Annotated in this window: 18 protein-coding genes; 5 read left to right on the top strand and 13 right to left on the bottom strand. The window is 41.8% G+C overall.

Translation table 11 applies throughout. From position 1 onward, the window contains the following. Positions 1-316: 316 nt before the first annotated feature. Entirely contained in the window at positions 317-4,033 is a 3,717-nt protein-coding gene (locus tag B7721_RS02495) for a pullulanase (protein ID WP_084877341.1), read from the top strand. 202 nt (positions 4,034-4,235) lie between these two features. Here B7721_RS02495 and B7721_RS02485 read toward each other — a convergent pair whose 3' ends face one another. The 7 genes from B7721_RS02485 to B7721_RS02455 are packed head-to-tail and all read right to left on the bottom strand — an operon-like array spanning position 4,236 to position 9,571. Further along, on the bottom strand, positions 4,236-5,000 hold the full coding sequence (locus B7721_RS02485; protein ID WP_000942256.1) for an amino acid ABC transporter ATP-binding protein: 765 nt from the start codon (positions 4,998-5,000) through the stop codon (positions 4,236-4,238). Between the two features lie 9 nt (positions 5,001-5,009). Continuing rightward, complete coding sequence (locus tag B7721_RS02480) at positions 5,010-5,732, bottom strand: amino acid ABC transporter permease (RefSeq protein WP_000350563.1); 723 nt, start codon at positions 5,730-5,732, stop codon at positions 5,010-5,012. A 3-nt stretch (positions 5,733-5,735) separates the two neighbouring features. Beyond that, entirely contained in the window at positions 5,736-6,428 is a 693-nt protein-coding gene (locus B7721_RS02475; protein WP_000255460.1) for an amino acid ABC transporter permease, read from the bottom strand. Positions 6,429-6,460: 32 nt separating this feature from the next. Continuing rightward, positions 6,461-7,339, bottom strand: coding sequence for a transporter substrate-binding domain-containing protein (locus B7721_RS02470; RefSeq protein WP_084877339.1), 879 nt, complete (start codon positions 7,337-7,339; stop codon positions 6,461-6,463). A gap of 11 nt (positions 7,340-7,350) precedes the next feature. After that, positions 7,351-8,349: a uroporphyrinogen decarboxylase family protein gene (locus tag B7721_RS02465; RefSeq protein WP_084877337.1), complete on the bottom strand. Its 999-nt coding sequence runs from the start codon at positions 8,347-8,349 to the stop codon at positions 7,351-7,353. 2 nt (positions 8,350-8,351) lie between these two features. Then, a complete protein-coding gene (locus B7721_RS02460; RefSeq protein WP_084877336.1) occupies positions 8,352-8,555 on the bottom strand; it encodes a hypothetical protein in 204 nt (67 codons plus the stop codon). A gap of 11 nt (positions 8,556-8,566) precedes the next feature. Continuing rightward, a complete protein-coding gene (locus tag B7721_RS02455; protein ID WP_084877334.1) occupies positions 8,567-9,571 on the bottom strand; it encodes a uroporphyrinogen decarboxylase family protein in 1,005 nt (334 codons plus the stop codon). Positions 9,572-9,938: 367 nt separating this feature from the next. Between B7721_RS02455 and B7721_RS02450 the strand changes: the two genes are divergently transcribed. The 3 genes from B7721_RS02450 to B7721_RS02440 all read left to right on the top strand — a co-directional run bounded on the left by B7721_RS02450 (position 9,939) and on the right by B7721_RS02440 (position 15,941). Continuing rightward, positions 9,939-10,796, top strand: coding sequence for a 5'-nucleotidase, lipoprotein e(P4) family (locus tag B7721_RS02450; protein ID WP_000703388.1), 858 nt, complete (start codon positions 9,939-9,941; stop codon positions 10,794-10,796). A 481-nt stretch (positions 10,797-11,277) separates the two neighbouring features. Beyond that, positions 11,278-13,203: a site-specific DNA-methyltransferase gene (locus B7721_RS02445; RefSeq protein WP_084877333.1), complete on the top strand. Its 1,926-nt coding sequence runs from the start codon at positions 11,278-11,280 to the stop codon at positions 13,201-13,203. Next, entirely contained in the window at positions 13,203-15,941 is a 2,739-nt protein-coding gene (locus tag B7721_RS02440) for a DEAD/DEAH box helicase family protein (RefSeq protein WP_084877331.1), read from the top strand. Before B7721_RS02445 ends, B7721_RS02440 begins: the two co-directional genes overlap by 1 nt. Positions 15,942-16,113: 172 nt before the next feature. Here B7721_RS02440 and B7721_RS02435 read toward each other — a convergent pair whose 3' ends face one another. Further along, entirely contained in the window at positions 16,114-17,166 is a 1,053-nt protein-coding gene (locus B7721_RS02435) for an LLM class flavin-dependent oxidoreductase (RefSeq protein ID WP_084877330.1), read from the bottom strand. Between the two features lie 110 nt (positions 17,167-17,276). After that, positions 17,277-19,085, bottom strand: a complete 1,809-nt coding sequence (gene glmS, locus B7721_RS02430) for a glutamine--fructose-6-phosphate transaminase (isomerizing) (RefSeq protein ID WP_084877328.1) — start codon at positions 19,083-19,085, stop codon at positions 17,277-17,279. Between the two features lie 215 nt (positions 19,086-19,300). On the opposite strand from glmS, the gene B7721_RS02425 reads away from it, so the two are divergent. Next, positions 19,301-19,714 carry an EamA family transporter gene (locus B7721_RS02425; protein WP_000264204.1) on the top strand — a complete coding sequence of 138 codons (414 nt, stop codon included), beginning with the start codon at positions 19,301-19,303 and terminating at the stop codon, positions 19,712-19,714. 38 nt (positions 19,715-19,752) lie between these two features. Here the strand turns inward: B7721_RS02425 and B7721_RS02420 are convergent, their stop codons facing one another. From B7721_RS02420 to B7721_RS02405, 4 genes are all read right to left on the bottom strand, one after another. Further along, positions 19,753-21,132: a glycoside hydrolase family 1 protein gene (locus B7721_RS02420; RefSeq protein ID WP_084877327.1), complete on the bottom strand. Its 1,380-nt coding sequence runs from the start codon at positions 21,130-21,132 to the stop codon at positions 19,753-19,755. Between the two features lie 98 nt (positions 21,133-21,230). Further along, the gene (locus B7721_RS02415; protein ID WP_084877325.1) at positions 21,231-23,084 is read right to left on the bottom strand and encodes a proline--tRNA ligase; all 1,854 of its coding nucleotides are present in this window, start codon (positions 23,082-23,084) and stop codon (positions 21,231-21,233) included. Positions 23,085-23,100: 16 nt separating this feature from the next. Further along, positions 23,101-24,357: an RIP metalloprotease RseP gene (gene rseP, locus B7721_RS02410; protein WP_000579739.1), complete on the bottom strand. Its 1,257-nt coding sequence runs from the start codon at positions 24,355-24,357 to the stop codon at positions 23,101-23,103. Between the two features lie 15 nt (positions 24,358-24,372). Further along, positions 24,373-25,176, bottom strand: a complete 804-nt coding sequence (locus B7721_RS02405) for a phosphatidate cytidylyltransferase (RefSeq protein WP_000159119.1) — start codon at positions 25,174-25,176, stop codon at positions 24,373-24,375. Positions 25,177-25,181 lie beyond the last annotated feature (5 nt).

Raw genomic sequence — 25,181 nt, 5'->3', positions numbered from 1 at the left:
CAAGCACTCAAAAACCTGAAAAAAAGCACAAAAAGAGCAGCTAAATCTGACTTTTTCAGAAGATTTAACTGCTGTGAGCCTTGTCTGGACAATATTTCAGACAAAACCTACGACAAATGATTACTCATATTATACCTTATTTAGCTAGATTTTTCAAGGTTTTTTTACTATTTTTTAAACAATCTTTTCCTATATATTATTTTAAAATTTCAAGAAAATGAAGCATTATATTTTCTCTTAAAAGTCAGGAAAACGCTTGCACTAATGTTTACCTCGTGCTATACTGTTAGGGAACAACTACACAAGGAGAATTGTGATGAAAAAAATCCCATCTCAAACTGAGAAAAAAATGATTTACGGTATCCGTTCCTTGAAGAACGGAACTGGTTCTGTCCTCATTGGTGCCAGCATTGTCCTGCTTTCTGCTACAATGCCAACTATTTCGGCCAATGAAAACCTTCCTCAAACTCAGGAAAATACCAGCACTGTGACCATGGCCCCTATTGAGACTGAAACGAGTCAAACTCAAAAGGAAACGCCTATTTCTGAACAAAAGAATGCAAACGCTTCCCTTGATTCTAAGAAGGAAACTACAGCTGCGGAAACTACTACAGCACCAGAAACACCTAAAACAGAAGATACTACTACAAGCCAGGCTAACAGCAAGGAAGAGAAAGTAGACGCCAGCACTTCAACGCCAACATCAGATCAAAAACCACAAGCTGACACATCTTCTGAAGAACCCATCGCAGACAACCACTTCCGCATCCATGTAAAAAAACTCCCTGAAGAAAACAAAGATTCTCAAGGTCTTTGGACTTGGGATGATGTTGAAAAGCCGTCTGAAAACTGGCCCAATGGTGCCAAGTCCTTCAAGGATGCCAAGCAAGATGACTACGGCTATTACCTAGATGTCAAACTCAAAAATGAGCAAGCCAAGAAAGTCAGCTTCCTTATCAACAATACCAAGGGGGATAACCTGACAGGGGACCGTTCTGTAGAGCGCCTCTCTCCAAAAATGAATGAGGCTTGGCTAGATGAAAACTACAAGGTACACAACTACCGTCCTCAGCCAGCAGGAACTGTCCGTGTCAACTATTACCGCACAGATGGCAACTATGACAAAAAATCTCTTTGGTATTGGGGCGATGTCAAAAAACCAAGCAGTGGAGAATGGCCTGACGGTACTGACTTTACCGCAACTGGAAAATATGGACGTTACATTGATATCCCACTCAATGAAGCTGCAAGAGAATTTGGATTTTTATTACTAGACGAAAGCAAGAAAGGCGATGATGTGAAAATCAGAAAAGAAGATTATAAATTCACGGATCTAAAAAATCACAGTCAGATTTTCCTCAAAGATGATGACGAAACCATCTACACCAACCCCTACTACGTTCACGATATCCGTATGACTGGTGCCCAACACGTGGCTAAATCTCGTATCGAAAGCAGTTTTTCTACCCTCGTTGGAGCTAAGAAAGACGATATCCTCAAACACTCCAGCATCACTGATTACCAAGGGAATAAAGTAGCTATCACAGACGTGGAAGTGGATGAGGCAGGTAAAAAAGTGACCTACATCGGCAACTTCTCTGACACCCAACACCCGTACACTGTCAGCTACAATTCAGACCGCTTTACCACACGTTCAAGCTGGCGCCTCAAGGATGAATCCTACAGTTACGATGGTCCACTCGGCGCAACTCTAAAAGAAGATGGCAAGCGTGTTGACCTCACCCTCTGGTCTCCAAGCGCTGATAAGGTTTCCGTTGTTGTCTATGACAAGAAAGACCCTGAAAAAGTAGTTGGAACTGTCGCCCTTGAAAAAGGAGAAAAAGGAACCTGGAAACAAACTCTGGATGCAAACTCTGGTCTCGGTATCAGCAACTACACTGGCTACTACTACCACTACCAAATCGAGCGCCAAGGTAAAACTGTCCTCGTTCTTGACCCTTATGCCAAATCATTAGCGGCTTGGAACAGTGACCTAGCAAAAACAGATGCCGCTCATAAGGTCGCTAAAGCTGCCTTTGTCGATCCAGCGAAGTTAGGTCCGCAAGACTTGACCTATGGAAAGATTCGTAACTTCAAATCACGTGAAGATGCCGTTATCTATGAAGCTCATGTACGTGACTTCACTTCGGATCCTGCCATCGCAAAAGACTTGACCAAGCCATTTGGTACCTTTGAAGCCTTTATCGAAAAACTGGACTATCTCAAAGACTTGGGTGTGACCCACATCCAGCTCCTTCCAGTCTTGTCTTACTACTTTGTCAATGAATTGAAAAACCAAGAACGTTTGTCTGCCTACGCTTCAAGCAACAGCAACTACAACTGGGGATATGACCCTCAAAACTACTTCTCCTTGACTGGTATGTACTCAAGCGATCCTAAGGATCCAGAAAAACGTATCGCAGAATTCAAAAATCTCATCAACGAAATCCACAAACGTGGCATGGGGGCTATCCTGGACGTGGTCTACAACCATACTGCAAATGTTGATATTTTTGAAGATATTGAGCCAAACTACTATCACTTTATGGATGCAGACGGAACTCCACGTACTAGCTTCGGAGGCGGCCGTTTGGGAACTACCCACTACATGTCTAAACGTGTCTTGGTAGACTCCATCAAGTATCTGGTTGAAACCTACAAAGTAGATGGTTTCCGCTTTGATATGATGGGTGACCACGATGCGGCTTCAATCGAAGAAGCTTACAAGGCTGCACGCGCCCTCAATCCAAATCTTATCATGCTAGGTGAAGGCTGGAGAACCTATACTGGTGATGAAAATACGCCTGTACAACCTGCTGACCAAGATTGGATGAAGAAAACAGATACTGTCGCTGTCTTTTCAGACGACATCCGCAACAACCTCAAGTCTGGCTATCCAAACGAAGGTCAACCTGCCTTTATCACAGGTGGCAAACGCGATATCAATACCATCTTTAAAAATCTCATTGCCCAACCAACTAACTTTGAGGCTGACAATCCTGGAGATGTTATCCAGTATATCGCAGCCCATGATAACTTGACCCTCTTTGACATCATTGCCCAGTCTATCAAAAAAGATCCAAGCAAGGCTGAGAACTATGCTGAAATCCATCGTCGTTTGCGACTTGGAAACCTCATGGTCTTGACCGCTCAAGGAACTCCCTTTATCCACTCTGGTCAGGAATATGGACGTACCAAACAATTCCTTGATCCAGCCTATAAGACTCCTGTTCCTGAAGATAAGGTTCCAAACAAGTCTCACTTGTTACGTGACAAAGACGGCAAGCCATTTGTCTATCCTTACTTTATCCATGACTCTTATGACTCTAGTGATGCTGTCAACAAGTTTGACTGGACCAAAGCTACAGATGGCAAAGCTTATCCTGAAAATGTCAAGAGCCGTAACTACATGAAAGGATTGATCGCCCTTCGTCAATCGACAGATGCCTTCCGACTCAAGAGTCTGCAAGACATCAAAGAGCGCGTCCACCTCATTACTGTTCCAGGACAAAATGGCGTTGAAAAAGAAGATGTGACCATCGGCTACCAAATCACTGCTCCAAATGGTGATGTCTACGCTGTCTTTGTCAATGCGGATGATAAGGCTCGCGAATTTACTCTAGGAACTGCATTTGCTCACTTGAGAAATGCCGAAGTTCTCGCAGATGAAAACCAAGCAGGACCAGTAGGAATCGCTAAACCTCAAGGTCTCGAATGGACTGAAAAAGGCTTGAAATTGAATGCTCTCACTGCTGTCGTTCTCCGCTTGTCTCAAGGCGGCGCCATCGTCGCTCCAGCTGTGGAAGAAAAACCAGAATTTGATCTTTCTAGCTTGGAAGTTGAACCAGAACAAGGTCAAGCTCAAAACCTAGCAGCCAATCCTGAAACTCAAGAAACTGCTGCAGAGGCTCACTCTCAGAACCTCCTTCCAAACACAGGAACTGAGAGCAAATCCCTTCTTTTCCTTGCTGGATTCAGTATCCTTGCCCTTCTCGGACTTGGATGGTTGATAAAAAACAAGAAAGAGAACTGATACTCAATGAAAATCAAAGAGTAAACTAGAAAGCTAGCCACAGGCTGCTCAAAGCACAGCTTTGAGGTTGTAGATAAGGCGAAGCTGACCTGGTTTGAAGAGATTTTCAAAGAATATAACCTAGCCCTCCTATAGAGAAAACACCCCATGGTCAGAAGAATCTTCTAGTCATGGGGTGTTGTTTTTATGATACACTTATCTATCAAATCATATATTCTACACTATAGCTAGCATCTGATAAGATACGAGCCAGGAACTGCTTGGTTCGTTCTTCTTGTGGACGACTAAAGAAATCGTGGGGATTGTTCTCCTCTACGATACGGCCTCCATCCATGAAAATAACGTGGTTGGCGACATCTCTAGCAAATCCCATCTCATGCGTGACGACCACCATGGTCACACCTTCTCCCGCCAACTGTTTCAGAACATCCAAAACATCTCCAACCAACTCAGGGTCTAGTGCTGATGTTGGTTCATCTAGCAAAATGACCTCGGGTTTGACGGCAATAGCACGCGCAATTCCTATTCGTTGTTGTTGCCCTCCAGATAGTTGTGAAGGGTAGTAGTCCTTATAGGCCAGTAAACCAACTTTTTCCAAGGCAGATTCTGCACGTTTAAGTGCTTCTTCCTTGGGAACTTTACGAGCTACGATTAGACCTTCTAGAATATTTTCCAGAGCAGTTTTGTTTGCAAAGAGATTGTAGTGTTGGAAAACAAAGGCTGTTTTTTGGCGAATTTCTAGAATGTCTTTCTTGCTCAATTTGGATAAGTCATAGGTTTTTCCTGCCAAGGTCAAACGGCCACTATCAGCTTTTTCTAAGTGGTTGAGACAACGGAGAAAGGTCGTTTTCCCCGAACCTGATGGTCCTAAAATAACGACGACATCCCCTTGGTTGACCTGGAGATTGACATCCTCCAGCACCTGCCTCTCACCAAATGTTTTTGCGATATGTTCTACTTGTAACATCCTGTCCTCCTATACAAAACGCGCGCTAGATGCTTTTGCACTCTTTTCTTTTTTCACATAACCTTTTTCCAGTAGGGAGAAGCCCCACTGAATCAAACCACAGATCAAAATATACTGCAAAAAGATCACAAAATAAGACTCGAAATACTGGTAGCCGTAGGATGCTTCCACACGGGCAATAGCGGTGATGTCCTTGATGGTCATGACAAAGACCAGGGAGGTACCTTTGACGATATTGATCACCAAATTGGCCAAGTTAGGCAAGGCTGAGCGCAAGGCTTGAGGAAAAACAATCCTTAGATAGGCCTGGGTCGTAGTCAGCCCAATCGCATGCGCCGCCTCTAGTTGTCCCTTGTCCACTGTCAAGATAGCTGAACGCAAAATCTCCGACAAACTCCCGACTGTCATCAAACTATAAATGATAAAGGCATAATAGAGAGGATCAAGTTTGAAAATATCAAAGTCACTTCCTATGCTTTTGAGAAATTGATTCAGCAAACTTGGAAACAAACTATAAAAGAAGAGAATCAATAAAATCGGAGGAGTCGCTCGGATAAAGGCCAGATAGACCAGAGAAAAACTCCTCACACCTCGAACCTTGTAAATCTGCCCCAAGGCTAAAAATAGAGCTGGCAAAAAGCTTAAGACCATAGCCACAATCATGATAATTAAGGTGATTGGCACACCCTTCAAGGTCTCCAGAAAGGTCTTTACAATATAGTCTATATCCATTTCTTACCTCCCTTTTGTTTCCAAAGACTTCTCAAGCAAACGACTCAAGCTGGAAATAACTAAGGCAATTCCCCAGTAAAGAAGCGCAACTGCCGTATAGGTTTCCAGAGAGTAGTTCCCTAAATTGCGACTAATCAAGAGATTGCCTGCCCCCATAACATCAACGAAACCAATCGTATAAGCCAAGGCAGCATCTCGCATGAGATTGAGAATAGCGGTTGTTATATTGGGAAGAGCAACTTGAAAAGCTTGGGGAAAAATGATTCTCCAAAAAGTCTGACTTGGAGTCAAACCAATACTAAGCCCGGCCTCTGTCTGCCCCTTTGGAATAGCTTGATAGGCCGCCTTGAAAACCTCGGCAACAATAGCCGCAAACAAGAGAATCATCGTCAAGAGAACAAAAATAGTTTTAGACCAGTTGTTGATATCCAAACCAAGCCACCATTTCAGAAATTCTGGCAAGCCATAAAAGACTAGAAAAAGCAAGACAATCGGCGGTGTACAACGAAGGGTAAAGATATAGCCTTTGGAAATCGCTGCAAAACTCTTGTCTTCTCCTACTTGTGCCCAGGCCAAGAGACCTCCAAAAAGGGAACCAAGAAGAGTGGTAAAAAAGAGAATGGACAAGGTCATAGGAAGTGCCTGCCATAAGGTCGGTAAAAACTGAAAGACCTTGGAAAAATCATAAGAAACCATGCAAAACCCTTTCTAGTCTTGGAATTTCTGGTCTAGTCTTTGTCTACGTAACTAAAGACATCTTCTTTAAAGTATTGCTGAGATAGCTTAGCAAGCGTGCCATCTTCTTTCAACTCTTTGATTGCTTTTTCATATTCTTTAGCGAATTTCTCACCCTTTTCATCACGGTGAATCAAAGGATAAGTTGGAATGCCCTTGTATGGGAACCAGCTGAGTTTATCCGCATATTGGTGGTAAGGACCATCTTCTGCAGTAACTGCTTTTTCAAAGGACAGTTTGATATCAAAGAAGGCGTCATAACGTCCTTCTAAGACCCAGGCATAGGCATCTGCCACTTTAAAGGATTCAGCTGCTGTTAGCTCAATCGGTGCATCCTGATGTTTTTCATTGTAGCTGGTGATGACATTCCATTGAGCATTCTGTGGAGAGATAGGAACCAATTTCCCTTTATTCTTAGCAAAGTCATCAATGGTTTTGTATTTCTGTTCATCTTCTTTTCTGACAGTAAATCCGATGATGCTCGCTCCGACTGGTTCAGATGGAATGACAAACTTTTTAACTCGTTCTTCTGTGTACCAAGCTCCCTTGGTTCCGATGTCATACTTGCCTGATTCCAGACCAATCAAAAGGTCGTCATCACTGGTACCCGTATATTCAAATTGATAGTTTGCCAACTTCTCATCAACAACCTTCAAAACAGCTACTTCATAACCATCTGATTCCCCTTTTTCATTGACAAAATCATAAGGTACATAGTTTTGTGTATGGGCAACCTTCAAGGTTATGACTTCAGCAGACGAAGCCGTTTCTCCCTCCTTGGCTGGAGCGCCAGCTAAACTTCTCCCGATAATCGTTGCCCCAATTACTGCAACAACTGCTACACCACCGATAATCCATGCTTTTTTACTCATCTTTTTCTCCTTTAGTTTTCAAGCGCTTCTCTCACCCACTGGATACGTTCAACTGCGATATCACTTGGAATGGTACAATCTGCCCCAAGTACCAAGCCCTGTTTCCCAGCTTCTGCAACTAGTTTCTTTGCCTCAGCCTGAATGGCATCCTTGCCACCAGTATACAGTAAGCCTGTCTTGCCATTTTCGAATCCTCCAAGAACCGTACGTCCCTTGAAAATCTCACGACCTTCCTTGAGAGTGATTCCCTCTGGTCCTACAGCCCAGTTAAAGACTTGGGCTGGATAGTCTGCAAAAAGGTGAATATCATTTCGCGCCCCCTCGTAGCCACAGATATGAAGAACAGTAACACCACCAACAGCACTAGCTGCTTCCAGAACCGTTATCTCGCTAGGTGCAATGACGGCTTGATAATCTGCTGCCGACACTCGTTGATCTTGGATACTCTGCACGCTGAGGTAGATTCCGTCAGCACCAGCCTCTTCGATGACAGCTCGGCTGAGACTCGCAATATCTTCAGCAATCACATCCAACACCTTCTTAAGGGCTTTAGGATCTTCCACCAGAAAGTCCGCGATAAGGTCATCGCCGCCAGATACTTCCCCAAGCAGCCACTTGAGATAGGTCACAGGAGCAAAAATATTGTAAATCGCAACGATATCTTCTGTAAACTCTTGCTTGATTTTCTTAACCAAGTCCACCTGCTCTTTTATCCAAGCATGATCTGGCCCGAGTGGTTGAATGGCCGCCAATTCTTGAAGTGACTTTCCTTTGGCAATCGCTGGATTTGGATAAGCAAAGTAGCCATCACTCATGAGTTTGATAAAGTCTGGGTGAACTTCTCGGATAAAGCGCTTATGGCCCTCAATATTCTTCTCGATAATGGCTGGATTTGAGAAACCGTGTAGCCATTCGTCTTCGGATGTGAAATGGTGCCAAAAGCCTACTGGCACACGATCAACTTTCTCACCTCTAAACGCTTTTAAAACCCATTCTCTTTTTTCTGACATTCTTATTCTCCATTTCTTACTTTTTCAACTAATAAACTGCTTGCGATATCATTCGAGCGTAGAAAGGGGAGACTGGACTTGGAAAAATTCTGAACTCCACGACATCTCTCTCCATTTTTGCAGTGCCCATTTTTTACGACGCTTATGGCAACCAAGGCCAGCAAACCGACAACTACAATGAAGATTCCCCATCTTTTACTTTTCATAGCTCCTCCTTTTAGAGAACAGCTGCCTGCCGAATCCAGTCCAACCTCTCTAAGTCAAAGTCATCTGGAACAGTACAGTCAGCTCCCAGAAGAACTCCTTTACTACCAGCTTCAGCCAGCAACCGTCTTGTTTCATCTTGCAATTCCGCCTTGGAACCTTGATACAGCAAGCTTTTCTTGCCGTTTTCAAATCCACCTAAAACGGCCTTGCCTGGAAACAACTCTTGCCCCTGTGTCAAACTAACATCCTCATGGTGGGTCGCCCAGTTGACCACTTGAGCTGGATAGTCCTTAAATATCGTCACATCATTGCTCGCACCTTCAAAACCACAGATATGGAGGATATTGGTCCCACCAACCTGATTGGCTGCCTCCAAAATCGCTATATTGCTCGGTTCGATATAGGTTTGGTAGAGTTCTGGTGTGATGCGCTCATCTTGAATTTCCTGGGTGCTGAGATAAATCCCATCAACTCCACCTTGCTGGATGATTTTCTGAGTTAGGATAGCAATATCTCTTGCAATCACATCTAGAATAGATCTGAGTTGCTCAGGATTTTCAAGCAATAGGTCAGCCACTTCCCTATCTCCTCGAGAAGTTTCTGTACGGAACCAACGCTTGAGGTAGGAGATAGGCGAAAAGATATTGTAGAAAGAAGCAATCTCTTCGGTAAAGGTCTCTCGAATCGCTTGTACCACTTCCACCTGTTGCTGAATCCATGGGTGTTCCTCACCAATCGACTCAATAGAAGTCAGCTCCTGAATGCTTGCAATCTTAGGACGATAGACATTACTTGGATAAAGGAAAAAACCGTCGCTCATAATTTTGACAAAATCAGGACGAATCCTTTCCACATAATTGTGATGCCCATCAACACTTTTTTGAAAGATACGTGGATTATTTAATCCCTGCTCCTTTTCTTCGAGTGTTACAAAATGAAACCAAAATCCCACAGGAACTCTTTCCACTTCATCGCCTCGAATCGCTCTAAAGACTAGCTCTCTTTTACTCGCCATACCTTTCTCCTTCCATTTGGATTGAAACCATCTTACCACTCCTTTTCCCCTTTTCCCAATATATATTGACTATCAACTCGATTGGAAATTTTTATATCTATAAAGAAAAAAATCCCTAAAAAGCTTGATGTTACTAGCCTTTCAAAGATTCACTTTATTTTCATCTATTTTCCAAAAAGAAGCTGATATAGATTTTCTATCAAGCCGATTGAATTTTTTTATATCCATCTTCATTCCCAAATTAAGTACATAATTTTATCCTAATACCAAATTACTACTGAAAAATTTCTTTTCTCTCGGTATTTCCTTGCACAAATCCCATGAAAACGCTACAATATTAATAGACTATTATTAGGAGGATGGGATTATGAAAATATCCAAAGTTACCATTACAATTGCTTCTACACTTACTTCCGTCATTTTACTGACTGGCTGTGGTACAAATTCGGCAAATTCACAGACAACACAAAGTAGTACATCTGATAATCAGGTTACAATGACCTATGATCAGTTGCGTTCAAGAGAAAATACTATGTCAACTCTTTGGTATCAAAAAGCAGCTGAAACCAAGGCACTCTATCTACAAGGTTACAATGTCGCTACTGATCGTTTGAAAGAACTACTAAAAACACAGACAGATAAACCCTACTCTATCGTTTTGGACTTGGACGAAACTGTATTAGACAATAGCCCTTATCAAGCGCAAAATGTCAAAGACGGAACAGCATTTACCCCAGAAAACTGGGATGTCTGGGTAAAAAAAGCCGCAGCCAAGGCTGTACCAGGTGCTAAAGACTTTCTCCAATTTGCAGACCAAAACGGTGTCCAAATTTACTATGTATCTGACCGCACGATAGATCAGGTAGATGATACGATCAAAAACCTAGAAAACGAAGGAATTCCTGTACAAAGCCGCGATCATCTCATGTTCTTAGAAAAAGGCGTCAAATCTAAAGAAGGTCGTAGACAAGCAGTCCAAGAAAAAACCAACTTAGTCATGCTACTAGGAGACAATCTTGTGGACTTTGCAGAGTTTTCGAAGACCTCTGAAACTGAGCGCAACCAAAAATTAGAGGAATTACAAAAAGAGTTTGGTGAGAAATTCATCATTTTCCCTAACCCAATGTACGGATCATGGGAAAGCACTGTTTACAATGGTAATAAATTGGATGCCAAGGGTCAAACTGAAGAGCGCCAAAAAAACTTACAAGGTTTTGATAAATAAAATAAGGGAGCTATCTACCAGTTTACACCAACCACAAGATATCGTATTTGCGAGAATATCGAAAAAAAGACGACTTCCAAGCGGAAATCGTCTTTTAATAAGGACAGACTTCTCCAATTCAAAATGTACTTCATTTAGTATAGGTGTAGCCATAAATCATATTTTCTAAGTGGTTTATACATGACTGTCCGTCAGGGAAAGCAAATATGCAAAATTTAGAAATTTTGATATAATAGAACTATCAAAAAGTAAAGGAATGATTGGTATGAAAGCAATCACAGCTCACAGCTCACAGCTCACAGCTCACAGCTCACAGCTCACAGCTCACAGCTCACAGCTCACAGCTCACAGCTCACAGCTCACAGCTCACAGCTCACGCTGATTATGTAATCAAGCGTATTTTTTGTCAAGCCCTAAAACAGACTTTTTCACATTTTTGTGAGAAGGTCTTTTCTGTTGTGTATGAAAGTGAGGGACTTGTATGAGCCAGATATTCGAAACAGCGATTCAACAAGCCCTGCGAGAGGTAGTTGAAAGCTTTGATGAACAGTATGTAGCTGAGGGACTGCTAAAAAAAGATGCTATTATAGTAGATTTAGATAATTATAAACCTGAGTTGGTTGAAAAGATTTTGACAAATGCAATTCTAAATGAAGCATTTACCGAGGATATTGCTGGTGCGACAATTTTGAAAATCAATGATATCATTCAAATGCTTGAAGTTGATGAATATTGGTCAAACTCTTACACGCGTTACACCAACAAAATCGGGTTAGCGACAAATAATCACTATTTAGATGAAACAATAGACGTTGTCCTAAATTTCCCCTACAAAGATGGTATCTTAAAAGCTGGTATGACTAAAGATGATGTTTCGAGGGAAGATGCTGAAGAATCGTTTTTAAATGAGATAGTTGCTCGTGAGGAGATTGATGTCCTCCTTGATGAAAAGATTTTTAAAAATGCTAAGAAATATGACAAAAATGGCTCTTCTCCTGTATCAGAAATCAAGGATACGGATAACCTGATTATCAAGGGAAACAACCTGTTAGCACTCCACAGTTTGAAAAAACGATTTAGTGGAAAAATTAAAACAGTTTTTATTGACCCACCTTACTACTTCCTGAAAACTAAACCGACAGATACGTTTACCTATAATTCTAATTTTAGTTTATCCAGCTGGTTAACCTTCTTAAAGAACAGGCTATCAATCGCTTATCAGCTTTTATCGTATGATGGTTTACTTTTTTTAAGCATGAGTGATGAAGGAACTCACTATCTTAAAGTCATGATGGATGAGATTTTTGGAATTGAAAACTTTATTGCCGATGTTACTTGGGAAGCTAGAAGTTCAGTTTCAAGTGATGGTTTGTTTTCAATGAACAGTAATCATATTTTGGTCTATGCTAAAAATAAAGACGCCATTGATAAAAATGATTTTAGGTTAGCTCTTGATATTGAAACATTTAAGTATGATGATAATGATGGACGAGGTCCATATAGGCTTGAACCATTCGATGCTCCAAATATCCGAAAAAATCTTCAATATGAAATAACCAATCCCAATACCAGAGATATCTACATACCTCCAAAAGGACGATGCTGGAGAACTACAAAAGAGAATTATGAAAGATGGTTGGCTGATAATCGTATTCGATTTGGTGTCAACGGAACATCAAAACCACAACTTAAAGCCTATTATTCAGAAGTAAAAATGGCAGGTAAAGGTAAGGCAAGTAGTTCAATTTGGACAATTCAGCCTAATAGTATTACTTGGAGAGAAACCAATACAAATACTTCTGCAACAAAGCACCAACAGGAGTTATTTGGAGAAGAAGTATTTACTAATCCAAAACCAGAAGAGTTAATTAAACGCGTCTTAGAACTATCTACAAATGAAGGTGATCTTGTCCTTGACTTCTTTATGGGTTCGGGAACTACTGCGGCAGTTGCTCACAAGATGAATCGTCAGTACATCGGTATTGAACAAATGGATTATATTGAAACAGTTTCTATAGAAAGATTAAAGAAAGTTATTGATGGAGAACAAGGTGGCATTTCTCAAGATGTTGCTTGGTCTGGCGGCGGTTCATTCATTTATGCTGAGTTAATGGACAAAAATGCAACCTTTATTAATGCTGTTCTTAACTCTAAACATTCTGATGAATTAAAGACTATCTTTGATGACATGAAAGCCACACTTGATTTTGATTTTAGAGTGGATTTACAAGAAGTTGACCAATCTATCTGGGATGAAGATTTTGAAATGCAGAAAAAAATTCTTGTGAAAATTATTGACAAAAACCAGCTCTATCACAACTACTCTGAAATTGATGATGAAACCATCAAATCGCAATTATCCCAATCAGATTATGATTTTAATAAGAGTTTTTATGGGGAGAAATGATGGTTAGAAAAGCAAAGAAAAAAGAACTGATCTTTGAACTCTTCGATGAATTGAAACAGCTGGATATGGATATTTTGAACGAACAGCATGGTTGGGAATTACCACAGTATATTGTAGAAAATCTCAAGCATGAACCACGTTCTTATCAAAGTGAAGCTATTCGCTATTTTCACTACACTCAAGCATCAGATACTTTCAAGTTTCGAAAGCCAAGACAACTCATGTTCAATATGGCAACTGGTTCAGGAAAGACTGATTTGATGGCTGGTTTAATCCTCTACCTCTATAAAGAAAAAGGGTATCAAAATTTTCTGTTTACAGTGAATACAAATGGTGTTCTGAGTAAGACCATTGATAATCTAACGAATGCTCAATCTACTAAGTTTCTTTTCAATTCCAACTTAGAAATTGATGGGGAACATATCTTTATCAACCAGATTTCAGGAAGATTTCCAGATTTTCCTAATAAAAATGTAATTAATATTAAGTTTGTTTCAATTCAAACATTGACAAATGACCTCTTCACACAGGCAGAAAATATCATGTCATTAACAGATTACCAGAAGACAAAAATGGTTATTCTGGCGGATGAAGCCCATCACTATTCTGCTTCTACGAAAAAGAAAAATAAAGCAGAATTGGAAAAAGTCTCATGGGAAAAAAGCCTACTTTCTCTTCTTCACGCACACGCTGATAATCTCTTGCTGGAATTTACCGCAACACTTGATTTTGACGATGAGACCATTTATCAAAAATATCGAGATAAGATTATTTACCGTTATACCTTGGATTCATACATCAAAGAGCGATATTCAAAAAATGTAAGACGCATTCAGACGGGGAATTCCAATGAAGGTAATATGCTTAGTACCGTTCTTCTGAGTGAATATCGTCGTAAATTTGCTCTAGAAAAATTTGGGATTGAGATAAAACCAGTCATTCTTTTCAAATCACATAAAATTGATGCTTCCTATGAAGCAAATAATCTATTCAATGAGATGATTGACAATCTGACCGTGGAAAGCTTAAAGGCGTTCCTTATTTCACAATTGAAAAGTGTATCAGAAGAGCAAAGCCATACCCTACAGCTAGCTTATCAGTATTATCTCGAAAAGGATGATCTTTCAACTGTTGTACGAGAACTTAAGCGTGGTTTTTCACCAGCTAGAATTCTAAATGCAAATGATTCAGACAGTAGTTCAAAAGGGTTGCTAGAAACAGGACAGTATCAAGCCCTCAATTCGCTTGAATCGCCCAATAATCTGTATCGTGTAGTCTTTGCAGTAGCAAAATTAACAGAAGGTTGGGATGTCCTCAATCTTTACGATATCGTTCGTATTAGCAACTTGGGAAAAATGAATGATAAAAGAGATGCTAAATCAACCAATTCCGAGGCTCAGTTGATCGGACGTGGGGCGCGATACAATCCTTTCTCCTTAAATCAAAAGATTTCTTACCAAAGACGATTTGATGAATCAGATGAAACAGCAAGTCTTTTATTGGAAACACTACACTACCATACCCTTAATGAACCGCAATACATCAAGAATTTGATGGCATCACTTGACAAGATGAATCTTGCGACTGGGACGGATGAAAAAAATCCTCCGATTGAAATCAGACTGAAACCTTCTTTTAAGAAAACCCAAATCTTTAAAACAGGTAAACTTTACTATAATGAAACTGAAGAGATCCCTGATAGTCACTATGTGAATTTCCGTGCATATGGCATTGAAATTTCTAAGCTAGCCAATGTAACCTATTTTAAATCCACCTATGAAACAGCTTACCTTTCAGCTGAAGCAATAGAGTTAAAAACGTCCCAATTGAGGGGAATTGATATTCGTTACTTTAAAAAATCAATTAGTCGCTCTAATTTTTTCCGTTTTGAAAATCTGAAAAAATATCTTCCAAATCTCAAGTCTATGGATGAGTTTTGGGGTGAAAATTGGTTAAATTTGCGGAATCTTATATTATATGTTACAACAGAAAAAGAAACTGTCGTGGAAGAATTTTCCGCTATGGAAAAGCTGAAAATTATTGATAACTTTTTTAACCTACTGGCTGCCCAAATAAAGGCAGGTTATCGCAAAGCAATAGGTACGAATCGTTTTGTTGGATATCCTATTGAAGAATATCTCGTTGATTATCGTAAACGAATACCTAATTATGATACAGCTAAACAGAGTGGCTCCTTAATCGAACAAAAAGTAGCTAATATTAGTTTTGAAAAATTTGACTTTTTTGCTTATCAATCTGCTATAATCAATAGAAATGAAGAAAATCTAGTTAATGCTATCGCCAATCACATTGATGAACTAAGAGAACAATACGGTGATGTTTTCCTCATTCGGATGGACGAAAACATGCTAAAGGGGACAGATAAAGTTGAACAATTGAAATTGCACCAATTTGAGGAGAACCCACGGGAAATCAATTTTTCAGGATTTCAACCAGACTTTATCCTACTTCTTCAAAATAAGGATTACTATCTTCAAATCTTCATTGAACCCAAAGGTGAACAATTGGCAGAAAAAGATAGATGGAAGGAGGAACTTCTTTCATACATCAATGACCATCAAGAAGATTTGGTTTTCGAGGATGAAGTTGATGGAGTTATCATCAAAGGACTTAAATTCTATAATCAAGAAAATAGTAAACAAACACTCAATCAATTAGCACAGGTAGCTCTTGAAAAACCACATTTTGGTGGAAATATTAGACTGGATTTATTCTAAGTATCAAAAAGACGATTTCCAAGCGGAAATCGTCTTTTTTACTATTTTATCTTGTACTTGGTATAAACCAGTATATATTCTACTAGATAGTATGCTCTATCGCTTGTACCACTTCCACCTGTTGCTGAATCCATGGGTGTTCCTCACCAATCGACTCAACTGATTGAATTTTTTATAACTCCTCTTTCATAGCAAAGTAAGCACGTATTTTCGGCGCCACTTGTGTGCCGAAGAGTTCAATAGCTCTCAGAACTTGATCATGAGGCATAGAACCAAGCGGTAGATGGAGCATAAAGCGGTCCAAACCTAAATCCTCAATCATGCGAATCAATTTTTCTGCCACCTGGTCTGGATTTCCCACAAACATGGCACCATTTGGACCAACTTGCTCCAAATATTGCTCATAGGTCAACTCCTGCCAGTGTGGACGGTCCTTGGAAATCGCATCCACTACTTGCTTGGTCGGATGGAAATAATCTTTTACCGCCTGCTCGCCATCTTCAGCAATCCAGCCCCAAGAATGAGCGCCCACTTTCAGGTCTTTATCCGCATGACCGGCCTCCCTACCAATCTCACGATAAGCTTGAATCAATTTCTTGAAGTAACGCGGATTGCCACCGATAATGGCATAGACAATCGGCAACCCCGCCTGAGCAATCTTCACTGTTGATTCGACATGACCACCTGTCGCTACCCACAATGGCAATTTGTCCTGAACAGGACGAGGATAGACTTCTTTTCCAGCAATGCTTTGAGTCAATTGTCCCTGCCAGTTCACTTTGGTGCTTTCATTTGCCAGCTGAAGCAGGTCTAACTTTTCATCAAAGAGAGCTTCATAGTCTTTCAAGTCATAGCCAAACAGAGGGAAGGATTCGGTAAATGAACCACGTCCAGCCATAATCTCCGCACGGCCATTTGACAAGGCATCGATGGTAGCATATTGTTGGAACAAGCGAATCGGATCCATACTCGAGAGAATGCTGACTGCACTAGTCAAACGAATCTTCTTGGTATTAACAGCACTAGCTGCAAGAACAATCTCTGGCGCCGATACCGCAAAGTCCTCCCGATGATGCTCCCCAATCCCGTACACATCCAAACCAACCTTATCAGCCAACTCAATTTCTGCCACCAACTGACGAATACGTTCATCATGACTGTAAATCTGCCCAGTCACTTCCAGAGCAGTTGTTTCACCAAATGTTGAAATTCCTAATTCTACCATCCTGTTCCCTCGCTATCTCTTTTAGTTTTAGGGTATTTTATCACTAATTAGTTTTATTTTCAATAAATTTGCTCATTAGAAAAAGTCTAGATGAACTAGACTTTCTTAGCTTATTCTACTGTTACTGACTTAGCAAGGTTACGTGGTTTGTCCACATCAAGGCCACGGTGGAGTGTTGCAAAGTAAGCGACCAATTGTGTTGGTACGACCATTGAGATTGGCGAGAGGTAAGGGTGGACGGTCGTAAGGACGATATCGTCTGTCTCTTTAGCAACATTCTCTTCTGCAATAGTGAGAACCTTGGCACCACGGGCTGCGACCTCTTGGATATTTCCACGAGTATGGTTGGCAAGGACTGGATCTGACAAGAGGGCCAAGACAGGCGTTCCTTCTTCAATCAAGGCAATGGTTCCGTGCTTGAGTTCTCCTGCCGCAAAGCCTTCACATTGGATGTAAGAAATCTCTTTGAGTTTGAGACTGGCTTCCATGGCTACATAGTAGTCTTGACCACGTCCAATGTAAAAGGCATTGCGAGTTGTTTCAAGAAGGTCACGAACCTTTGCATCAATGGTTTCTTTTTCAGAAAGAGTTGATTCGATAGACTGAGCTACGATTGACAACTCATGAACCAGATCAAAGGCTTGGGCTTTGGCATTGCCGTTTGCTTCTCCGACTGCTTTTGCAAGAAAAGCTAGAGCTGCGATTTGTGCAGTATAAGCCTTGGTTGATGCCACGGCAATTTCAGGACCCGCGTGAAGAAGCATAGTATGGTTGGCTTCACGTGATAGGGTTGAACCTGGCACGTTTGTCACTGTCAAGCTTGGAATGCCCATTTCATTGGCCTTAACCAAAACCTGACGGCTATCCGCTGTTTCACCAGACTGGCTGATAAAGATGAAGAGTGGTTTTTTGCTGAGAAGTGGCATACCATAGCCCCACTCAGATGAAATTCCAAGTTCAACAGGTGTATCTGTCAATTCTTCCAGCATTTTTTTAGAAGCAAATCCTGCGTGGTAAGATGTTCCAGCTGCAAGGATGTAGATGCGGTCTGCGTCTTGAACAGCCTTGATGATAGCAGGTTCAACCACTACTTGACCAGCATCATCTGTGTAGGCTTGGATGAGTTTACGCATAACCGTTGGTTGCTCATCGATTTCCTTAAGCATATAGTAAGGATAAGTCCCCTTACCGATATCTGATAAGTCAAGCTCCGCAGTATAGCTAGCACGTTCACGGCGATTGCCATCATAGTCTTGAACTTCAACGCTATCAGCTTTCACGATAACCAACTCTTGGTCATGGATTTCCATGTATTGGTTGGTTTCACGAATCATAGCCATAGCATCTGAGCAGACCATGTTGTAGCCTTCTCCAAGACCAATCAAGAGTGGTGATTTGTTCTTAGCGACATAGATGACTTCAGGATCTTGTGAATCAATCAAGGCAAAGGCATAAGAACCACGAATGATGTGAAGGGCTTTTTTGAAGGCTTCAAGAACTGAGAGACCTTCTTCTTCTGCAAATTTCCCAATCAAGTGAACAGCGATTTCCGTATCTGTTTGCCCCTTGAAGTGGTGACCTGCGAGGTATTCTTCCTTGATTTCAAGGTAGTTTTCAATCACCCCATTGTGCACCAAGACAAAACGTCCTGTCTCAGAACGGTGTGGGTGAGCATTGTCCTCCGTTGGTTTCCCATGAGTCGCCCAACGAGTATGTCCGATACCAGTCGTTCCCTCAACACCAGCCGTCTTAGCAGACAATTCTGCGATACGACCAACAGCCTTAACTAGATGATTTTCAGCACCACCTAGGACAAAAATCCCCGCAGAATCATAGCCACGGTATTCGAGCTTTTCAAGCCCTTGAATCAAAATATCAGTTGCATTTGTGTTTCCAACAACACCAACAATTCCACACATAGTATATACGACACAGACCAGCTGTGCTTTCTCCTTAAATTGGTATAGTCTAATTCTCGCTTTACGGAATCAGCAAAAACAGTATATACTTGTTTTTCTCACTTGTCAAGAATAAAAATTGGTATAGTTTTTCTATCTGGTATTTTATCAAGATTTCACTTGATACCTGACAAGTCAGCATCAATTACTTATAATAAAAAGAGGAGGTATTTGCCATGTGGTTTTTCTTCGCACTTTTATCAGCTATCTTTGCAGCCTTAACGTCAATTTTAGCCAAGATTGGAATTGAGGGAGTTCCATCCAATCTAGCAACTGCTATTCGTACGGTCGTCGTCATTCTTATGGCCTGGGCCATGGTTTTCTTGACCAATAGTCAGACCGAAATTGTCAACATCAGTAAAAAAAGTTGGCTCTTTCTCATCTTATCAGGCTTGGCCACTGGCGCCTCCTGGCTCTGCTACTACAAGGCACTACAGATGGGCAATGCGACTGAGGTATCTGCTGTCGATAAATTCAGTCTCGTCATTACCCTCGTTCTAGCCTTTTTCTTCCTACAGGATGTCCTGACGTTTAAAACAATTATTGGCTGTATCCTGATTACGATTGGGACCTTGGTGATGATATTGTAATAAAAAGTGAGATGAACACCATCTCACTCTTTTTATTCTTAAAATCCATTATGGTCGCTGATTTCTTTGAACCAGTGACCTGATTTCTTCAGGCGGCGTTCCTGTGTTTCCAAGTCAAGCTCAACCAGACCGTAGCGATTTTTATAACTGTTGAGCCATGACCAGCAGTCGATAAAGGTCCAAATCAAGTAGCCCTTACAGTTGGCTCCGTCTTCAATAGCACGGTGCAGCTCACGAAGATGACCTTTGACAAAGTCAATACGATAGTCGTCCTGAATCATGCCATTCTCACGGAATTTTTCTTCCCCTTCAACACCCATGCCGTTTTCAGTTAGCATCCACTCAATATTATCATAGTTTTCCTTGATATTTTGGGCGATATCATAAATCCCCTGCTCGTAGATTTCCCAACCGCGGTGAGGATTGATTTTACGGCCCGACATGATATAAGGCTCATAGAAATGCTCTGGCAAGAGTGGACTGTCTGGATGCTTGGCAAAACGTGGCGCCATAACGCGCAAAGGCTGGTAGTAGTTGACTCCAAGAAAGTCCACAGTATGATCACGAATGAGCTCCAACTCTTCTGCTGTAGAATCCGGCAGTAAATCATGCTCTGCTAAAATCTCTACTAACTCTTCTGGATAAGCTCCCAGTACAGACGGGTCTAAGAAAGATTGAGCTTGGAAGAGATCGGCAATGCGAGCGGCCTTCACATCCGCAGGATGCTGGCTACGTGGATAAGCTGGCGTCAAGTTAAGGACAATCCCAATCTTAGAATCAGGCAAAATCTCATGACAGGCCTTAACCGCAAGACTACTAGCCAGTTGCGTATGATAAGCAACCTTAACCGCCGCTTTGGCATCTACCTTATGGGGATAGTGGGCATCATAGAAATAGCCAAACTCTACAGGTACGATGGGCTCGTTAAAGGTAATCCATTGGTCTACCAAGTCACCGTAAGTCTCAAAACAAAAACGAGCATAGTCTTCATAAGCCTTGACAGTTGCCTTATTTTCCCAACCATCGCCGTCTTCTTGGAGGGCAAAAGGCAGGTCGAAGTGATAAAGATTGACTAAGAGACGAATCCCCTTGGCCTTAATGGCTTCAAAGACCTGACGGTAGAAAGTCACCCCTTGCGGATTGACCTCTCCACGGCCCTGTGGGAAAATACGAGACCACTGGATAGAAGTTCGGAAGGCTGTATGCCCAGTCTCTACCAAAAGCTCAATATCCTTTTCCCAGTTCTCATAGAAGGTCGATGTTTTATCAGGTCCAATCCCATTGTAGTAGCGGTTTGGCTCTACTTGATACCAATAATCCCAGAGATTATCTCCTTTACCATCACCAAGCACTCGTCCTTCTGTCTGTGGTCCAGAAGTGGAGGAACCCCAAACAAAATCCTTTGGAAATTTTAGCATTGTTATACCTCTTCGTTTATTCATTTTGCCCATTATATAGAAAAAACAAGGTAAAAACTAGTTACATTTTTGCCTTGTTTTTCTTCTGATTATAGTTTTTATTTCTTGCTGAGGATTTCAAGGGTTTCGAGCAAGTTGTCTGCATGAACTTCGATGGTGTCACCAGTCGCCTTAATCTTAACTTCTACGATGCCATCGGCTGCTTTCTTCCCAACAGTGATACGGATTGGCAGACCAATCAAGTCGCTATCGCTGAATTTAACCCCGACACGTTCGTTACGGTCATCTGTCAAGACCTCGTAACCAGCGTCCATCAAGTTGGCTTCTAATTTTTCTGTCAAGGCTTGCGCTTCTTCGTCTTTAACATTGACAGTAATCAAATGCACATCAAATGGCGCCAATTCTTTAGGGAAGTTAACTCCCCAAGCGTAACGGTATTCACCTTTTGGAGTCTTGTTTACAAAGAGGCGAGCGTGTTGCTCCATAACTGCTGAGAGGAGACGGCTGACACCGATACCGTAACAGCCCATGATGATTGGGATTGCACGTCCATTTTCATCTAAAACATCTGCACCCATACTTGCTGAGTAGCGAGTTCCGAGTTTAAAGATGTGACCAATCTCGATACCACGCGCAAAGTTAAGAACACCTTGTCCGTCTGGTGAAATTTCACCCTCACGAACTTCACGGATATCCACATATTCTGCAGTGAAGTCGCGACCTGGATTGACACCAGTTAAGTGGTAACCATCTTGGTTGGCACCAGCAACAGCATTGCGAACATCTTGCACCTTACGGTCAGCAATGATTTTCACATTTTCTGGCAAACCAACTGGACCAAGCGAACCAAAGCCAGCTGAGATAACATTTGCTACTTCTTCCTCGCTCGCAACATCAAAGAAATCTGCACCCAAGTGGTTTTTCAACTTGACTTCATTGAGTTGGTCATTTCCAACTAGAAGGGCTGCAACAAGCTCACCATCTGCCATGTAGAAGCGAGTTTTAATCGTTTGCTCTTCTGGCACGTTTAGGAAGGCTGCCACTTCATCAATTGATTTAACATCTGGTGTTGCGACACGAGTCACTTCTTCTTCCGCAACGACACGGTTGCTTGGTTTGTACTCGTTTGTTGCCATTTCTAAGTTAGCTGCATAGCTAGACTCACTTGAGTAGGCAATAGTGTCTTCACCAGAAACCATCCATTTGAGCAATTCTGCCTTGATTTCTTCTTGCACTTCTGCAGGAATCTCATCAAATGAGGCAACTGACTTGTCTAAGACAACCCAGCGGTCAAGGTCTGTACGAGCAGGAGTGATGGCCATAAATTCTTGGCTATCCTTACCACCCATGGCACCACCGTCACCGATAATAGCCTTGAAATCCAAACCACTACGAGTGAAAATGCGTTCATAGGCAGCCTTGTATTCATCATAGATCACATCCAAGCTGTCATAGTTGGCATGGAAGCTATATCCGTCTTTCATGATAAATTCACGCGTACGGAGAAGACCGTTACGTGGACGCTTTTCATCACGGTACTTAGGCTGGATTTGGTAGAGATTAAGCGGCAATTGCTTGTAAGATTTCACAGAGTCACGAACAATAGCCGTAAAAGTTTCTTCGTGGGTCGGACCTAGGATAAAGTCTGACTTTTCACGATTTTTCAGTTTATAAAGGTCTTCACCATAGGTTTCGTAACGACCTGATTCGCGCCAGAGATCGGCACTGAGAAGGGCAGGAGCCAACATTTCCACCGCACCAATCTTATCAAACTCTTGGCGCATAATGTTTTTAGCCTTTTCAATCACACGGTTAGCGAGTGGCAGGTAAGAATAAACACCGGCAGAAACTTGACGAACATAACCAGCACGCAACATAAGGGCATGGCTGATAACTTGAGCATCGCTTGGCATTTCGCGAAGCGTTGGGATTAGCATTTTACTTTGTTTCATAATATTCCTCGATTATCTAAAAGAAGAGTCGCATAATGTCATTCCAGGTTACAGCTAGCATCAAGACAACCATGATAACTACACCAGCCATGGTGACATAGGTTTCAATTTCTTGTTTAAGGGGTTTCCGGCGGATAGCCTCTAGGATATTGAGCACAATCTTTCCACCATCCAAAGCCGGAATCGGAATCAAGTTAAAAATCCCGATATTGATGGAAATCACGGCTAGGAAATAGAGGACATTCTCAATTCCATTTTTAGCAGCATCGCTACTTGCCTTAAAAATAGCAACGGGACCACCGAGTTTGTTCAAATCTGGATGGAAAATCAAGTTTTTCAGAGCCGAAAGGATACGAAGTCCTGAGTCAGCTGCAGTTGTAAATCCACCAACAAACATGGATAGAAAGTCTGACTTGACTCCCGGTTGAACCCCAAGAATATAACGTCCTTGATTCTCTTCTGGAGTCACCGTGACTTGTTTTTCACTACCATTTTCGGAAATGGTCACATCTAAGGTCGGGGCTGTCTTGTCCTTGGTATCTGCTTCCACAGCCTGGATCAAGTCTTGCCAATTCTTAACCTCATGCGAGCCGACCTTAGTAATTTGGGCGGTCTCAGCTACACCTACCTTAGCCAAAGCTCCCTCTGGCATGACATGAAAGAGATTGGTCTGAGTATCTCTAACACCGCCCTGCAAAAAGATCAAGATCCAAAAAACAACAACACCTAAGATAAAGTTATTCATAGGACCTGCAAAGTTGGTGATGAGCTTGCCCCAGATAGAAGCATTTTGATACTGTACATCCAAAGGAGCGATGCGCACTTCGGTTCCGTCTTCTTCAACAACCGTTGCATCATGATCCACTGCAAAAGTCTTTTCTTCTTCCAGGACCAAACCCTTAATAAAGAGCTTGTCTTCAAAGTCAAACTGGGTTACCTGCATAGGAAGAGCCGTTTGATCCAGTTTCTTCCCTGAGAGGTTGATCCGTTTGACCTTACCATCGTCAGCAAGTGTTAAACTGACTGGAGTTCCTGTCTTGATTTCTGTCGCATCATCACCCCAGCCTGCCATACGAACATAGCCTCCTAGAGGAAGGATTCGAATGGTATAAGCCGTGCCATCCTTACCGATATGGGAAAAAATCTTGGGCCCCATACCAATGGCAAATTCACGAACTAAAATGCCTGATTTCTTGGCAAAATAAAAATGTCCAAACTCATGCACCACCACAATAATCCCAAAAACGAGGATAAAGGTTAGCAATCCAATCATTCAATATTCCTTTCTTTAAAACAGGCCAAATAAGTGCATCATTGGAAACACAATCAGCATGCTGTCAAAGCGATCCAACACACCGCCATGTCCAGGGATAAATTTCCCAGAATCCTTGACACCGAAATGGCGTTTCATGGCACTCTCAATCAAGTCACCAAACTGACCTGCCACACTGAAGAAGGCAGCAAAGAGACTCATTCTATAAATCCCATAAGGAAGAGCAACTGTACTGTCCACTAGCATGAAGATTACCGTTATTAGTACCGCACCTAGAATACCCCCGACAAATCCCTCAATACTCTTATTAGGAGAAACTCTCGGAGCCAACTTATGTTTACCAAAATTCATCCCTGTCAGGTAGGCTGCGCTATCTGTCGCCCAAACGATAAAAAGGGCCAAAAGTACCTTGTCAAAACCTGCCACCCGAGCATCTAGTAAGGCATTAAAGCCAAAACCAACATAAAAGCTCACAGCAATTGGGAAAGCGGCATCTTCAATCGTATAGTTTTTACTGAAAACGGTCGTCCCTAGCATTATGGTAATCAAAACACTGTAGGCAACTACATTCCCATCAACAGGCAAAAAAGTTAGGTAATTTTCTAAAGGAACTGTGAGAGCAAAGGTCGCAAAGAGAGTCAAAGCGCCCTCAATGGTCATAGTCTTTAACCCCTTCATATGCAAAAGTTCATGGACGCCTAGCATCGCTAACAAGCCAATCCCTATCTGCAACAAGAGGCCTCCTGCAAACAAGACTGGAAGGAAAATCGCCAGGGCCAATACCGCAAACAATGTTCTCTTTTGTAAATCCTTGGTCATATCTT

The sequence above is a fragment of the Streptococcus oralis subsp. oralis genome, from assembly GCF_002096445.1.
GTDB lineage: Bacteria > Bacillota > Bacilli > Lactobacillales > Streptococcaceae > Streptococcus > Streptococcus oralis_N.
The sequence above is the reverse complement of the archived record's forward strand: the minus strand, read 5'-3'. Positions and strand labels throughout refer to the sequence as shown.